This is a genomic window from Verrucomicrobium sp. BvORR106 (genome assembly GCF_000739655.1).
Lineage (GTDB): Bacteria > Verrucomicrobiota > Verrucomicrobiia > Verrucomicrobiales > Verrucomicrobiaceae > Verrucomicrobium.
In genome coordinates this window covers 116,627-131,454 of sequence record NZ_BATR01000114.1, presented here as the reverse complement: position 1 = coordinate 131,454, position 14,828 = coordinate 116,627, and the positions used below count along the sequence as shown (strand labels likewise).

The window sequence follows — 14,828 nt, the reverse complement described above, 5'->3', positions numbered from 1 at the left end:
GATACGGCGTGAGGCACGCCGTATCTAGAACGCTAACCTTGGGTACGCAAATCCAGCGTGAATGGAAACTCGCGCGAGCGAAGTGGCTCTGGCAGATTCAACATGCCCCAGGTGTGCCCGATGGATTCGAACCGGGAGAGACGGCGGCTCTCTGCCTCATAGGCATTCACCGGGAGGGTCTCGTAGCTGCGACCACCCGGATGCACCACGTGGTAGCGGCATCCGCCCAGCGAACGCTGATTCCACGTGTCCACCAGATCGAAGGTCAGCGGCGTATGCACGCCGATGGTCGGCTGCAGGCAGTTTGGCGGCTGCCAGGCGCGATACCGCACCCCGCACACGTACTCACCGTTCACCCCGGTAGAATGCAGCGGCAGCTTCCGGCCATTCACGGCCACGATGTGCCGCTCATCGACCATGCCGGAGACCTTCACCTGAAGCCGCTCCAGGGAGCTGTCCACATAGCGGACCGCCCCGCCTGCGGAACCTTCCTCCCCCAGCACATGCCACGGCTCCAGGGCCGCACGCAGCTCCACGTGAACGTTCCGCTGGGAGAACTCCCCGATGAGCGGGAACCGGAATTCACGATGGGGCGCAAACCAGTCTGCCTTCATCTCGATCCCGTCGTCACGCAGGTCATTGATGACATCCGCAAAGTCGTCCCAGAGGAAGTGCGGGAGCATCCAGCGATCGTGAATGTCCGTCCCCCAGCGGACGGGAGCGTTTGAGTACGGATTGTCCCAAAACTTCGCCACCAGCGCCCGCAGCAGAAGCTGCTGTGCCAGGCTCATGCGGCTGTGCGGAGGCATCTCATAGCTGCGCAGCTCCACCAAGCCCAGCCTTCCGGTCGAGCTGTCGGGGCTAAAGAGCTTGTCGATGCAAAACTCCGCCCGGTGAGTGTTCCCCGTGGAATCGATCAGCAGATTCCGGAACAGACGATCCACCAGCCACGGCGGCAGGTCCTTCCCCTTCTCCGGCACTTGCTGGAAGGCGAGGTTCAATTCATACAGGGAGTCATTCCGCGCCTCGTCCACCCGTGGAGCCTGGCTGGTCGGACCGATGAACAGGCCCGTGAACAGGTAACTGAGCGACGGGTGATTCTGCCAGTAACCGAGCAGAGATTTCAACAGGTCTGGCCGACGCAGTACCGGGGAGTCCGCCGGGGTTTCGCCACCAATGATGATGTGATTCCCCCCGCCAGTCCCGGTGTGACGACCGTCGAGCATGAACTTCTCCGTCCCCAGTCGAGTGAGCCGGGCTTCTTCATAGAGAGTCTCCGTCTTATCCACCAGCTCATCCCAAGTCGCGGAGGGGTGCAGATTGACCTCAATCACCCCGGGGTCAGGTGTGACCTTTAGCACCTGCAGCCGCGGGTCATAGGAAGGCGGCGCGCCCTCAAAGATCACGGGCAGGCCCAAATCCGTCACGGCCGCTTCAATGATCTCCACGAGTTCCAAATAATCCTCCGTGGTCTCCACCGGTGGCATGAAGATGTGCAGACGACCGTTGCGCGGCTCAACGCAAAGGGCCGTGCGAATGATCCATGGAGCACTCTCCTGATCATCGGGACGACGGGTATGTTTCAGATCAGCCGCCTTCTGACGTGCCACCAGCTCATCCAACTCCCCTGGACTGGACTCTTTCCCGGCTGCAGCATCCCCAGTTGCAGCCCCACCTGCCGGGCCACCGGAAACGCTTGCTGGATGCGTCGCGTCAGACACGTTGGTGCGGAACCGATACTGCGGCCCGCTGCCCAATGCAGCGGAAACTTCGGGGTCGCGACCGATGAACATCTGCCCCGAACGATCTTTCCGGGACGGCAGCGGCGACAGCTTCTCCATCGGATCCTTCTCGTAAACCCAGGGATACTCCCGCTCTTCCACCCACGGGAGCGAATCCAACGGTAGCCGCAGCCCCATGGGCGAATCACCAGGGGTCAAATAGAGCGTTTCCCGACGGAGAAACCACGGGCCACTGACCCAGCTTGCCTCGCCACTCTTTTTGGCACGCTCGATCGGCAAGGCATACCCTGTGACCGATCCCAGCCCGCGCTCAAAGATGCGACGGATCCGTTCCCGTTCCTCCTTGTCCGCCAGATTGGTCTTCAGAGGATCCACATTGGAGGGCAGTCGGCGCTCCCGCCAGATGTAGTAGTATACATCCTCGTGAGCCGGTATAAGCCACTGGGAATCCACCCCCAGCCCTTCAATGATCCGGTCGAAGAGCCTCTTCGCATCTTCCACTCCGTGACCGTAGTTGACGGATTCGTCCGCAATCAGAGCCGGATCCTTCCAGATCGGCTCCCCATCCTTGCGCCACCAGCAGCCCAAGGACCAGCGCGGCAGGCTCTCCCCAGGGTACCACTTGCCCTGTCCGTAATGCAAAAATCCGCCGTCAGAGGCGTACTTCGTCCGGAGCCGCTTCAGCAATTCACCCGCCAGCTCCCGCTTGCGGATCCCGTTGGCAGTGAAGTTCCACTCGTCACCGTCTGGATCGTCAATCGAGACAAAGGTGGGCTCTCCCCCCATCGTCAGGCGGACATCGCCCCGGCGCAGCTTGTCATCCACTGACCTACCCAGCTCCACGATCTTCTTCCACTCCTCCTCAGAGTAGGGCTTCGTCACCCGGGGAGACTCATAGATGCGCGTGACCTCCATCTCGTGATGAAGGGTGCTTTCGCACTCATCAAGTGCCCCGGTCAACGGGGCGGCCGTGCCTGGCTCCGGTGTGCAGGCCACCGGCAGGTGCCCCTCTCCGGCGAAGAGGCCTGATGTCGGGTCCAGCCCGATCCACCCCGCCCCGGGGAGATAAACTTCGCACCAGGCGTGCAGGTCCGTGAAGTCCTTTTCCGCCCCACTTGGGCCGTCCAAAGCCTTAACATCTGCCTTAAGCTGAATGAGATAGCCGCTCACAAACCGAGCCGCAAATCCGAGAGCCCGCAACACATTGACCAGAAGCCATCCCGTATCCCGACAGGACCCGCTCCGAATCTTCAAAGTCTCCTCCGGCGTCTGTACACCCGGCTCCATCCGGATGGTGTAGCTCACGTCCTGGCTGACCTGAAGGTTCAGCGCGACCAGGAAATCGATCATCCGCATCTGCTTGCCCTGCCAGTCGAGGGCGTATTGATGCACCTCCGGGCTGACGGTCTCCGTCTGCAAGTAGGGGGACAAGTCACGGAACAACCACGGCTCATATTGGAAAGGAAAGTTTTCCGCAGAGGGCTCCAGAAAAAAGTCGAAGGGGTTGTACACCGCCATCTCGGCGACCAGATCGACGATGATGTCGAGTTTCTCCGTCTTCTCAGGGAAGACCAGCCTGGCCAGATAGTTGGCATGAGAGTCCTGCTGCCAGTTGAGGAACTGGTCAGCGGGCTCAACCTTGAGCGAGTAGCTCAAAACCTTGGTCCGACAATGCGGCGCCGGTCGCAGCCGGATCGTCTGTGGCCCAAGGGAGATGGGACGATCATAAGAATAGGTCGTGCGATGGTGAAGGGCGACGTGAATGGACATGTGAGAAAACGTAAAGCATGCCTTGTGCCAAACCAAGGGTGGCTCCCTGACGAATCTGCAACGGCGTCAAAGAGTAACACCGCCTGGCTGGTTACCTACAAGAACGGCCAAAGAGGCGGGGTGGTTGGCCCAGATTTTTCTTTTCCTTTTCCTTGCTGCCCCGGCTGGCATCGCCTATTTCATACGTTTTAACAACCTCTCCCACTCCCCCTGTCCAGCGCCCGCATGAGACCTCTCACGACTCCCCGCGCCATGAAGCTAGCCCTATCTCTCGCCAGTTGCGCCCTACTGCTCTCCGCCAATGCCCACGGCCAGGCCGATGTGCTGGGCGCGCTGACCAGCAACATCAACATTGAGGGTATGGAAACCGGCTTCGACCCGATGACGGGCGTGGCCACGGCCAAGGGAGACGTACACATCAAATATGAAGATGTGGAAATCAAAGCAGGCTCCGCCGAGTACAACGCCAACACTGGCGACGTCGTAGCCCGGGAGAATGTGACAGTCGTGAAGGACGGGGAGATCTTTCGCGGTGAGAACATCATCTATAACGTCAAGACCGAAGAACTGAAGGCCAACAGCGTCCGCAGTTCCCTGCCCCCCATTTTCTACCAGACGGAAGGTTTCAAGACCAACTCCGGCAAGGTTGAGCGCATCGACGGCACCAACGCCTGGTTCACCACGCACGACAGCCAGGTGCAGAACTACCGGGTCCGCGCCAAGTCCATCACGATCTATCCTGGTGACCGCGTCATCATGAAGGGCGTGAAGGTCTATGCTGGCAAGACTCCCGTCTTCTGGTTCCCCTACATCGTCCAGCCGCTCGATGACGAGCTTGGCTACTTCTTCCAGCCCGGCTACACCAGCCAGTGGGGCGCCTTCCTTCTCAACCAGTACGGAGTGATGCATGGCGACCACACCCTCGCCAAGTACCACCTGGACCTCCGCAGCTCCCGCGGCGTCGGCATCGGTGCTGACTTCTATTCGGAAAAGTGGCGCAAAAACCCGCATATCGGGCAACTCAAGCTCTACTATGCTTATGACACCGACCCATTGACCGGCGTCAATGACTCGACCCGCTCGGACGCCTTGGTCGATGAGAACCGCTATCGCATCGGCTTCCAGCACCGCATCTACATCCCCGGCCCCCAGGAAAGCACCTGGTACCTCGACTTCGACCTCACCAAGCTGAGCGACGAATTCATGCTGGAGGATTATTTCCTCAACGACTTCCGTCTTGAGCCCCAGCCGGACAACATCATCAATCTCGTCAAACGCGATGACCGCTTCACGGCCTCCCTTCTGGCCCGGATGCAGCTCAACGAGTTCTACCATGCAGACGAGCGCGTCGAACTGGCCTTCGACTTCACCCGTTCCCGCATCCTGAACACGAACATCTACTATCAGGGTGAGACGAGCCTCGGCTCCTACCGTGACAAGCTATCCGACAGCGAGCGCGCCCGGCTTCAGAGCAAGATTGCACAGCAGGAGAGCTACCTCAGCACCACCTACGGTGCCAACGGCGGCACCACCGGCCTGCTCGATTCAGACGGCAACGCCCTTCCCTCCACCGCCACCGGGCTCGCTGGCACCACGCTGGTTAGCAACGACGCCGCCGTCGTTCGCGCCATTCCCAAGCAGCTGCTGACTCGTGACGACGTTGAGAACGACCTTGAACTCCTTCAGGCTGAACTGAACGAGAACAAGTTCCTTCGCGCCCACACCTACCACGAGTTCCTCTATCCCCTCAGCTTCGGCCAGGGTGACTGGATCAACTTCGTTCCCCGCATCGGCGGTGGCGTGACCTACTACAACGACGTCGAAGGTGGGGTCTCGGATGTCGGCAACGACACCCGCCCGATCTTCGCCGCTGGTTTCGACCTCTCCGCGAAGTTCAGCAAGACTTGGGAAGATGTGCAGAACCGCCGTATCGGTCTGGATGGACTCCGTCACATCATTCAGCCTTACCTCAACTACTCCTATGTTGAGGCTGACTCCATCGAAGGCCTCGGCACCATCGATCGCCTCACCCCGTCCACCCGCCCCCGTCCGATCGACGTTCCCTTCTTCACCGCTATCGACGACCTGAAGAGCTGGAACATCGCCCGTATCGGTGTGCGCAACCTCTTCCAGACCAAGCGCGACGGCGGCACCCACAACTACGCTGGCATCAACACCTACCTGGACCTCTTCCTTGAGGACCCCGAGTTTGATCGTGATGTATCCAACCTTTACAACGATATCTTCTGGGCTCCCCTCCCTTGGTTGGCCCTCTCGATCGACAGCCAGCTCCCCATCGGCAGCAGCGACTACAACTTCACCGAGGTCAACTCGAACATCACCTGGATGCCCACCAAGAACTTCTCTTGGTCTTTGGGTCACCAGTTGCTGACCGACAACCCGATCTTCGTGGACAGCAGCCTGATCTACTCCCGCATCTACACCAAGATCAACTCCAACTGGGGCTTCTCCATGAACCACATCTACGAGATGGAGGACAGCACGCTTCAGTACCAGAGCTACAGCATCCACCGCGACCTTGCGAGCTGGACGATGTCTCTGGGCGGCCTGATCCGCGAAAACCGCGGCCAGAAGAACGGCAAGGACAACGAGTACGGCTTGGTACTCTCCCTCACCCTCAAGGATTTCCCCCAGGTCAGCATCCCGCTTGACCTCGACCCGAATCCGACCGGTCAAGGCGGACGCGAATAGGCCAACCGCTGCCTGACACCGAATACCTTACAAACCCGGCATCTTCGGATGCCGGGTTTTTTGTTGGCTTCTATTCAGTAGCTTACTCAAATCAACCCGCCGCTCATACATTTGCCGCCCTTCACCGAATCACCCACGCATTCGTCCACACGGCTCGAACCCTTGGCAGGGCGAAACCTCCGGCAAAAATGACATCATCGCACCGCTGCAATCCCCGCCAATTTGTGATATTCAGACATCCGCACCGTGTTTTGGTATCTTTTCTCCCGTCCTTCGCGCTTGTGCCCTCTCCCAACCTCCGCATTAGTCCCGTCCTGCTCCGGGCCAAGGCCGGATGCATTTTCCCACTCTTTGCATGAAACTCACGATCATTGGTTCCGGTTACGTTGGACTCACCACAGGCGCCTGCTTCGCAGAAGTGGGCCACCACGTTGTTTGCGTGGACAATGACGAACGCAAAATCAAGAGCCTGCTGGAAGGCAAGATTCCGATCTATGAGCCCGGCCTGGAAACGATCGTCCGCAAGAACGTTGTCTCCAAGCGTTTGCAGTTTACGACCAACACCGAAGAAGGCGTGGATCACGGTGAAGTGATCTTCATCGCCGTCCCCACCCCGCCTCAGGCTGATGGCAGCGTGGATCTCAGCTTCATTGAGAAGGTCGCCCGGGAAATCGCCGTTTGCCTCGGCAGTTACCGGGTGATCGTGGACAAGAGCACGGTGCCCGTGAAGACTGGAGAGCGCGTCGCCCAGACCATCCGCCGTTATGCCAAGCCTGGCGTCGAGTTCGATGTCGTCAGCAATCCTGAGTTCCTGCGTGAAGGCAGCGCCGTGGAGGACCTGATGAGCCCCGACCGCATTGTCATCGGCGGCAACAGCGACCGCGCCCTGGCGGTCATGCAGAAGGTCTATGAGCCCTTTGTTGCTCCCGTGCTCGTCACCGACATCAACAGCGCCGAGCTCATCAAACACGCCGCGAACAGTTTCCTGGCCCTGAAGATCTCCTATGTGAACGCTCTGTCTGAACTCTGCGAAGTCAGCGGTGCAGACGTGGAGAAGGTTGCCGAAGGCATTGGCATGGACAAGCGCATCGGCCGCAGCTTCCTCAATGCCGGTCTGGGTTATGGCGGCTCCTGCTTCCCCAAGGACATCGCCGCCTTCATCGCCATCGCAGATCAGCTTGGCACCCCTTTTGATCTCCTCAAAGAGGTTCAGAAGATCAATGCGCGCCAGCTTAACCGGTTCCTGGACAGCGTGCGTGAAGCGCTCTGGGTGCTGAAGGACAAGAAGATTGCCGTGTGGGGCCTGAGCTTCAAGCCCAACACCGACGACGTTCGCTCCAGTGTGGCCATCAACCTGGTGGAGACTCTGGTCAAAGAAGGCGCGGAAGTCACGGCCTACGATCCAAAGGCCATGGACAAGTTCCGGGAACTGCCCATCGCCAGCAAGGTGACGCTCACCGACAACCCCATCGAAGCCGCTCGTGACGCCGAGGCCTTGATTGTGGCCACCGAATGGCCGGAATTCGCCACGGTAGATCTCCAGGAGCTTCGGGACGCCATGCGCACCCCGCTCATCTTTGACGGCCGCAATCTGCTCGACCCCACCGCGGCAGCCAGCTATGGCTTCCAGTATCGTGGTATCGGCCGCGGCACCCTTGCAGCAGAATGAGTGTGATCGCCCTTAATTCCAGGCAACTCGCGCTTCAGATCCTCGTCGATTGGGAGCGCAGTGAAGTCTATGCAGCGGAGCTGATTGAAAAGGCCGCTGCCACGCACCGGCTCGATCATCGCGACACCGCCCTTCTCCAAACTTTGGTGCTGGGCACGCTTCGCAACATTGACCTGCTGGACATCTTGCTGGAGCGCGTTTGCGACAACCGGCACCTTGAGACCGGCGTCCATTGGTTGCTCCGGTTGGGCATCGCGCAGCTTCTGCTGCTGGAGATGCCAGCTCATGCAGTGGTCAACGAGACGGTGAACCAGGCCGGCAAAGCCCGAGGACTCGTTAACGCGGTGCTTCGCCGGGTGGACCGGGAGCGAATCCCGCTCCTCGCCCGCATGGATCGCCTCACCCCTGCCGAGCGCACCTCACACCCGGCGTGGCTCGTGGACAGATGGACCAAGCAATTCGGGAAGTCTGCCGCCGAGTCACTTTGCGACTGGGACCAGCAACCGGCTTCCACCTATGTGCGAGTGAATCAGCTGCACCCGCAGCCGCTCAAGCCTGAAGAGGTGCTCCCCCTGGATCCCATCTCTTTCCCAGGGTTCTACCGTGCCGACACCCTCCCGCGCGAGTGGCTGGCCAGCGGCCGGTGCTACGCCCAGGATCCCAGCACCGCAGTCGCCTGTGATCTCCTCGCTCCTCAGCCGGGTGAGACTATCCTTGATGCTTGCGCCGCTCCAGGAGGCAAGGCCGCCTATCTGGCGCAAAAGATGCAGAATCAGGGTCGCATCCTGACCTGTGACTCCGTGGCACGGCGCCTCCAGCGCATGCAGCAGAATCTGGAGCGCCTGAACGTGACCATCGCCGAGAACCGGCAGGTGGATTGGACCAAGCCCCTGCCGTCGATTTGGAACAAGACCCAGGTCGATCGCATCCTCCTCGATGCCCCCTGTAGCAATACGGGAGTGATGCGTCGCCGCGTGGACGTCCGCTGGCGCCTCGATCCTGAGGTCTTCGTCGAGATGGCCCAGTTACAGACCCAGATCCTTTCAACCCTTGCCCCGCTTTTGAGACCCGGAGGAAGCTTGGTCTACAGCACTTGCAGCCTGGATCGTGAGGAGAACGAGGACATCATTGCGGCCTTCTTGGTTAAGCATCCGGATTTCAAACTCGTGGAAACGCGGAGTTCTCTGCCTTGGCGCGATGGATTCGACGGCGCGTTTGCAGCGCTTTTGTTGAAAAGTTGAGGCGGTTTGACGTAGAATAGGATCAGGCGGAGCTTCTCTCTCCGCCTGAATTCCCCCTTCATGCGCGCCGATCTCTACCTGCACCACGTTCGCATCTTCAAGACCCGCTCCCTCGCCACGCAGGCTTGCACTCGTAGCTTGGTGCAAATTGGTGGCCAGCCCATGAAGCCGGCCCGCGAGCTGAAACTGGGCGAAGTCCTCGATATCCAGCGCGGCGATTTGAGCCTGGTCGTCCGCGTGCTCGATTTCCCTGCCACACGCGTAAGCGCACCGCTGGTGAAGCTCTATATGGAGGACCTCACACCCGTGCAAAACTACCAGAAGGCAGCCGAGGCGCGCCGGGACAAAGTCATGCTCACACCGCACGCGGCGGCCGCCAAGCCCGACAAGAAACAGCTGCGCATGATTCGCGAGCTGATGGAACGCAACCAGGCGTAATGCCAGGCCTCCTTCTCGAGCCAATGCACCCCGAGTTGACGAAGTAGAAGTCGCTTCGTTGAACCTTCTGATTTCTTCGTATCCTTCAGCATGAACAAAGCTGATCTCCAAGAGCGCCTCTCCCCAGAACAATGGCGCGTGACTCAGGAACAAGGGACCGAATACCCCTTCACCGGCAAATACTGCAATCACAAGGCAGACGGTACCTACATCTGCGTCTGTTGTGGTGAAGACCTGTTCGACTCCGAGACCAAGTACGACTCAGGCTCCGGCTGGCCCAGCTTTTGGAGTCAGGTGAACCAAGAAGCTGTCTCCATGCACGAGGACGAAAGCCACGGCATGAGCCGCACCGAGATCGTCTGCGGGAAGTGCGGCGCTCACCTGGGACACGTTTTCCCCGATGGCCCTAAACCCACCGGATTGAGGTACTGCGTGAATTCGTTGTCTTTGGAATTCAGGGCAGGGCCGGAAACTGGATCCAGCAAAGGGTAGATGAGTCGAGAGCCAATGCCGTGGTTGCATTTCCAAAGAGGAAACAACCATCCTGGCATCCCTTCAGGATGCATACATTTCCTTTGCCATCCAGGGGTAGGGCTCGCAGAACTCGCCCACTCCTGGCTACCCTCTGAAATGCCTTCGGCATAGAGACGGACGTGTTTGAATTCGTCGAATGCAGAAGGGCCGTCGCCTCAATCACACACCCTGTCTCCCTCAGTTGTGGCTGCGTTTGTCAAAACGCGGAAGCGCCCAAATGGCCAGCACGCTCCACTTCCCACGCTCCGACCAAACCAGGCCCCTAACCTCGTTCCCACAAACGCAGTCCCCCCCTCAGTCGTGGCTGCGTTTGTCAAAACGCGAAAGCGCCCAAATGGCCTCCCCACTTCACTTCCCACGCACCGGCCGAACCACGCCCCCTGACCACCTTAAGGTGAACTCATCCACGGAATGGAACTTCGACGCGTGTGGGAAGCTACCGCGAGCCATCACGGCCAAGGCGATTGCCCGGCCCACCAATTTCGCGCCACCTACCAGCACCCAGCCATGCCGAAGGCATCTCAGAAGGTAGCCAGGGGCCGGGCGAGTTAAACGAGCCCTGCCCCTGGAAGGTATAGGAAATTTTGCACCCTGAAAGGGTGCCAGAGATATCTCACCCGCAGGCACCCCACCCAAAATCCTACTCCACCACTTCCTCTTCCTCCGCTTCCCCTGTGGCGCTCTTGCGCAATCTGGTGATCTTCTCCACTGACTTCTCGGTAACGAGATTGCCCTTGGAGTCACGTCCCTTGATGGCGAGGTCTCCAAACTTGTAGGGAAAGGCGTCCACCCGCATGCGAAGCTCGTGCTTGAGCTTGATGTTCAGAATCTGGGCATTGCTTTCCTCTTCCGTCTCATGGCGGGAGAAGAACATGACTTTCGTACCCGGCGACTCCTGCGTGAGTGGGTACTCCTTGTCGCGGGTGATGCCGCCCACGCGGAACCTTTTCGCGTACACACGCCCCTGCTTGCCATCGCGGTAGATGAGGGAGTACACCGCCTGCTCGTCTCGCTTGAAGATCGCGAGATAGACCGGGTTCTTGCCCACGTGGAACTTGGGGGCCACTTTGACGACGCACATCGCGCCCTCTCGGGTGATGAAGAGCACTTCGTCCATGGTAGAGCACTTGCCCACCGGCTCGCCTTCCTTCTTCAAACCGTAACCAGCGAAGCCTTCCTTCGCATCAAGGTAAAGCGTCTCGTTGGCAATGGCCACATCAGAAGCCGCGACCCGGTCAAAGCCCGTGTTCACAGTGCGACGCTTCTTCTCCTTGCCGTAGGTATCCCTGATCTTCTTGAAGTAGTCCGTGGCATACTTGGTCAGCCCCTTGAGATAGCGCTGGACCTGGTCGATGTCGTTCTCCAGCTCGCGAATCATCTCGTCCGCCTCGAAGGAGTTGAACTTGGAAATACGCTTGATCTTGATCTCGGTGAGCTTGGTGATGTCATCCTCCGTGATCTCGCGCCTCAGCAGGCCCAAGTACGGATTCAACCCTTTCCAGATTGCTCCGATCACCCCATCCCAGGTGGTGCACTCTTCAATGTCGCGGTAGATGCGCTTCTCGATAAAGATCTTCTCCAGCGAGCTGAAGTGCCATTTCTCCTCCAGTTCCCCGAGCTCGATCTCCAACTCCCGTTTGAGCACCTCGCGGGTGTGCTCCGCATTGGCCTTGAGGATGTCTGTGACCGAGAGGAAATGAGGTTTGTCATCCTTGATGACCACCGCATTGACTGAGATGCTGACTTCACAATCCGTGAAGGCATAGAGCGCCTGGATGGCCTGATCAGGATCGGTGCCGCTGGGCAGGTGCACCAGGATTTCCACGAACTCCGCCGTGTTGTCCTCCACCTTCTGGATCTTGATCTTGCCCTTTTCGTTGGCAGCAACAATGGACTCCTGGATGCTGCCCGCCGTCGTTCCAAACGGAATCTCCGTGATCCTCACCATGTTGCGCTTGGGCACCGTCTCGATCGTCGCCCGCACCCGCACCTTGCCGCCGCGCTGACCGTCATTGTAGTCAGCCGCGTCCATGGTACCGCCCTGGGGAAAGTCCGGGAAGATCTGGAACGGTTCACCACGCAGTGACGCAATGCAGGCATCGCACAGTTCATTGAAATTATGCGGGAGCACCCGGCAGGAGAGCCCCACCGCGATGCCTTCCACGCCCTGCGCCAGCAGTAGCGGGAACTTCACGGGCAGTGTCACCGGCTCCTTGTTGCGTCCGTCATAACTGGAAGCCCAGTCTGTGACCTTGGGGCTGAAGACCACATCCAGCGCGAACTTGGTCAACCTGGATTCAATGTAACGCGAGGCAGCCGCGCCGTCGCCGGTGAGGATGTTCCCCCAGTTCCCCTGCGTGTCCACCAGCAGTTCCTTCTGGCCCAGCTGGACCATGGCATCCCCGATCGATGCATCACCATGCGGGTGGTACTTCATGGTGTTCCCCACCACGTTCGCCACCTTGTTGTAACGGCCGTCTTCCAGCTCACGCATGGAGTGCAGGATGCGGCGCTGCACCGGCTTCAACCCATCGTTGATGTGCGGCACGGCGCGCTCCAGGATCACGTACGAGGCGTAGTCCAGGAACCAGTCACCGTAGAGCTCATCCACGAGCTTGGTATGCAGTTCTCCGGGATGGGTGGGGCCGGAGGTGGGAGGAAGGGAGTCAGGAGTCACGCTCGGAACAGAAGGCAGAAATCAAAAATCAATACTCAACGGGCAAACTTCAGCATGAAGGGGAGAACGAGGATCAAAAGGGAGCCTCCAGGGAGATTACCTGCTTCTGCTTCTTCTTGCGCTCTTCCTCATCACGAGCCTTGTCTTCCAACTCGATGTCGTGCTCCACCCGCAGGTTCTTCACGATATACTCCTGGCGGTCAGGCGTGTTTTTCCCCATGTAGAAGGTCAGCAGCTCCTTGATGCTCTTGTGCTCCGGCATCAGCACGGGCTCCAGCCGCATCTTGGGACCGATGAAATGCTTGAACTCGTCCGGCGAGATTTCGCCCAGACCTTTGAACCGGGTGATCTCAGCGGCCTTGCCACACTTCGCGATCGCCTTGAAGCGCTCTTCGTCGCTATAGCAGTAGAAGGTCTCCTTCTTGTTGCGCACGCGGAACAGCGGTGTCTGCAGGATGTACAGGTGCCCTCGCCGGATCAGTTCCGGGTAAAACTGCAGGAAGAAGGTGATCATGAGCAACCGGATGTGCATGCCGTCCACGTCCGCATCGGTGGCCATCACCACATTCTGATAGCGCAGCTCCTCAAGATCCTCCTCGATGTTCAGGGCATTCTGCAGGAGGTTGAACTCCTCGTTCTCATAGCAGACTTTGCGGGTAAGCCCGAAGCAGTTGAGCGGTTTGCCCCGCAGGCTGAACACAGCCTGGAAGTTCACATCCCGGCTCTTGGTGATGCTGCCGCTCGCGGAGTCCCCTTCCGTGATGAAGAGGGTGCTTTTTGCGCGGTCGGCATGCTTGGTGTCCAGATGCACGCGGCAGTCGCGCAGCTTCTTGTTGTGCACCTTGGCCTTGCGGGCGCTCTCGCGGGCAATTTTCTGGATGCCGCTGATCTCCTTGCGCTCCTTCTCGTTGGCTTGGATCTTCTCCAGCATCGCTTTGGCCACATCACCGTGCTTGTGCAGGTAATTGTCCAGCTGCGAAGTGACGAAGTTGACGATCGTGGTGCGCAGGCTGCGACCGTTCGGCTCCATGCTGGTGCTGCCCAACTTGGTCTTCGTCTGAGACTCAAACACCGGTTCCTGCACCTTCACACTGACGGCCGCCACCAGGCTGCCGCGCACGTCATTGGGATCGAACTGCTTCTTGAAGAACTCCCGGGCCTCCGCCACCAGCGCTTCGCGGAAGGCCGCCAAGTGCGTGCCCCCCTGGGTGGTGTGCTGACCGTTCACGAAGCTGTAGCACTCTTCCCCGTAGCCCACGCCATGGGTGAAGGCCACCTCGACCTCTTTCGAGGAGAGATAGATAATGGGATACTGCGGCTCTTCCGTCAGCTTGGCATTGAGCAGGTCGATGAGACCATCCTTGCTCCGGAACTTCTCCCCATTGAGCGTCAGCGTAAGCCCCGGGTTCAGCCAGGCATAGAAACGCAGCATCTCCCGGATGAAATCCAGCCGGAAGGCATAGTCGCCAGCGAATGAAGTCGGGTCCGGGTGAAACGTGATCTTCGTACCGTCACGATCCGTGGAGGCCACCGGGTTCTTCATCTCCTTCACCACCAGCCCCTGGGAGAACTCGATGGCCCGAGTCTTGCCTTCGCGGAAGGCCTGGATGTCAAAGCGGTCAGACAAGGCGTTCACCGCCTTGATACCCACCCCGTTCAGACCCACGCTCCGCTTGAAGACTTCGCTGTCGTACTTGGCACCCGTGTTGATCTGCGCGGCGCACTCCATCAACTTGCCCAGCGGAACCCCACGGCCGTAGTCGCGGATGGTGCAGACGTTGTCCTCAATGGTGATCTCAACTTCCTTCCCGTAACCCATGACGTGCTCGTCGATGGTGTTGTCGATCACCTCCTTGAGCAGCACGTAGATGCCGTCTTCCGGTGCGGAACCGTCACCCAACTTGCCGATGTACATGCCGGGGCGCAGACGAATGTGCTCCCGCCAGTCGAGTGAACGAATGGAGTCTTCGGTATATCCGTGGTCAGCCATGAGAGAAGGAGGGGGGGAAAGTGGGAGGGGTTAAACATTTCGTTAACCCGATTCC

At 59.3% G+C, this 14,828-nt stretch carries 8 protein-coding genes; 5 read left to right on the top strand and 3 right to left on the bottom strand.

Annotated elements, in window-relative coordinates:
* Positions 1–32 precede the first annotated feature (32 nt).
* Positions 33–3,512 (bottom strand): transglutaminase family protein, encoded by a 3,480-nt coding sequence (locus BV106_RS20970; RefSeq protein ID WP_038167854.1) that lies wholly within the window; start codon positions 3,510–3,512, stop codon positions 33–35.
* Between the two features lie 252 nt (positions 3,513–3,764).
* Between BV106_RS20970 and BV106_RS20965 the strand changes: the two genes are divergently transcribed.
* The 5 genes from BV106_RS20965 (at position 3,765) to msrB (ending at position 10,064) form a co-directional block, all read left to right on the top strand.
* Complete coding sequence (locus BV106_RS20965; RefSeq protein ID WP_038167852.1) at positions 3,765–6,224, top strand: LPS-assembly protein LptD; 2,460 nt, start codon at positions 3,765–3,767, stop codon at positions 6,222–6,224.
* A 355-nt stretch (positions 6,225–6,579) separates the two neighbouring features.
* Complete coding sequence (locus BV106_RS20960) at positions 6,580–7,893, top strand: UDP-glucose/GDP-mannose dehydrogenase family protein (RefSeq protein WP_038167850.1); 1,314 nt, start codon at positions 6,580–6,582, stop codon at positions 7,891–7,893.
* Positions 7,890–9,134: a 16S rRNA (cytosine(967)-C(5))-methyltransferase RsmB gene (rsmB, locus tag BV106_RS20955; RefSeq protein WP_051946126.1), complete on the top strand. Its 1,245-nt coding sequence runs from the start codon at positions 7,890–7,892 to the stop codon at positions 9,132–9,134. The genes BV106_RS20960 and rsmB overlap by 4 nt, the downstream gene beginning before the upstream one ends.
* Before the next feature lie 60 nt (positions 9,135–9,194).
* Positions 9,195–9,572, top strand: coding sequence for a hypothetical protein (locus tag BV106_RS20950; RefSeq protein WP_051946125.1), 378 nt, complete (start codon positions 9,195–9,197; stop codon positions 9,570–9,572).
* A gap of 90 nt (positions 9,573–9,662) precedes the next feature.
* A complete protein-coding gene (gene msrB / locus BV106_RS20945; RefSeq protein WP_038167847.1) occupies positions 9,663–10,064 on the top strand; it encodes a peptide-methionine (R)-S-oxide reductase MsrB in 402 nt (133 codons plus the stop codon).
* Positions 10,065–10,746: 682 nt separating this feature from the next.
* Here msrB and BV106_RS20940 read toward each other — a convergent pair.
* A complete protein-coding gene (locus BV106_RS20940) occupies positions 10,747–12,783 on the bottom strand; it encodes a DNA gyrase/topoisomerase IV subunit A (protein ID WP_081892040.1) in 2,037 nt (678 codons plus the stop codon).
* Positions 12,784–12,856: 73 nt separating this feature from the next.
* Positions 12,857–14,773, bottom strand: coding sequence for a DNA topoisomerase IV subunit B (locus BV106_RS20935; RefSeq protein ID WP_038167844.1), 1,917 nt, complete (start codon positions 14,771–14,773; stop codon positions 12,857–12,859).
* Between the last annotated feature and the right edge of the window lie 55 nt (positions 14,774–14,828).

What these genes read in the sequence shown, in the direction of transcription:
- BV106_RS20970 (WP_038167854.1), bottom strand. Translation starts at nt 3,512, where the DNA reads ATGTCCATTCACGTCGCCCTTCACCATCGCACGACCTATTCTTATGAT.
- BV106_RS20965 (WP_038167852.1), top strand. Translation starts at nt 3,765, where the DNA reads ATGAAGCTAGCCCTATCTCTCGCCAGTTGCGCCCTACTGCTCTCCGCC.
- BV106_RS20960 (WP_038167850.1), top strand. Translation starts at nt 6,580, where the DNA reads ATGAAACTCACGATCATTGGTTCCGGTTACGTTGGACTCACCACAGGC.
- rsmB (WP_051946126.1), top strand. Translation starts at nt 7,890, where the DNA reads ATGAGTGTGATCGCCCTTAATTCCAGGCAACTCGCGCTTCAGATCCTC.
- BV106_RS20950 (WP_051946125.1), top strand. Translation starts at nt 9,195, where the DNA reads ATGCGCGCCGATCTCTACCTGCACCACGTTCGCATCTTCAAGACCCGC.
- msrB (WP_038167847.1), top strand. Translation starts at nt 9,663, where the DNA reads ATGAACAAAGCTGATCTCCAAGAGCGCCTCTCCCCAGAACAATGGCGC.
- BV106_RS20935 (WP_038167844.1), bottom strand. Translation starts at nt 14,773, where the DNA reads ATGGCTGACCACGGATATACCGAAGACTCCATTCGTTCACTCGACTGG.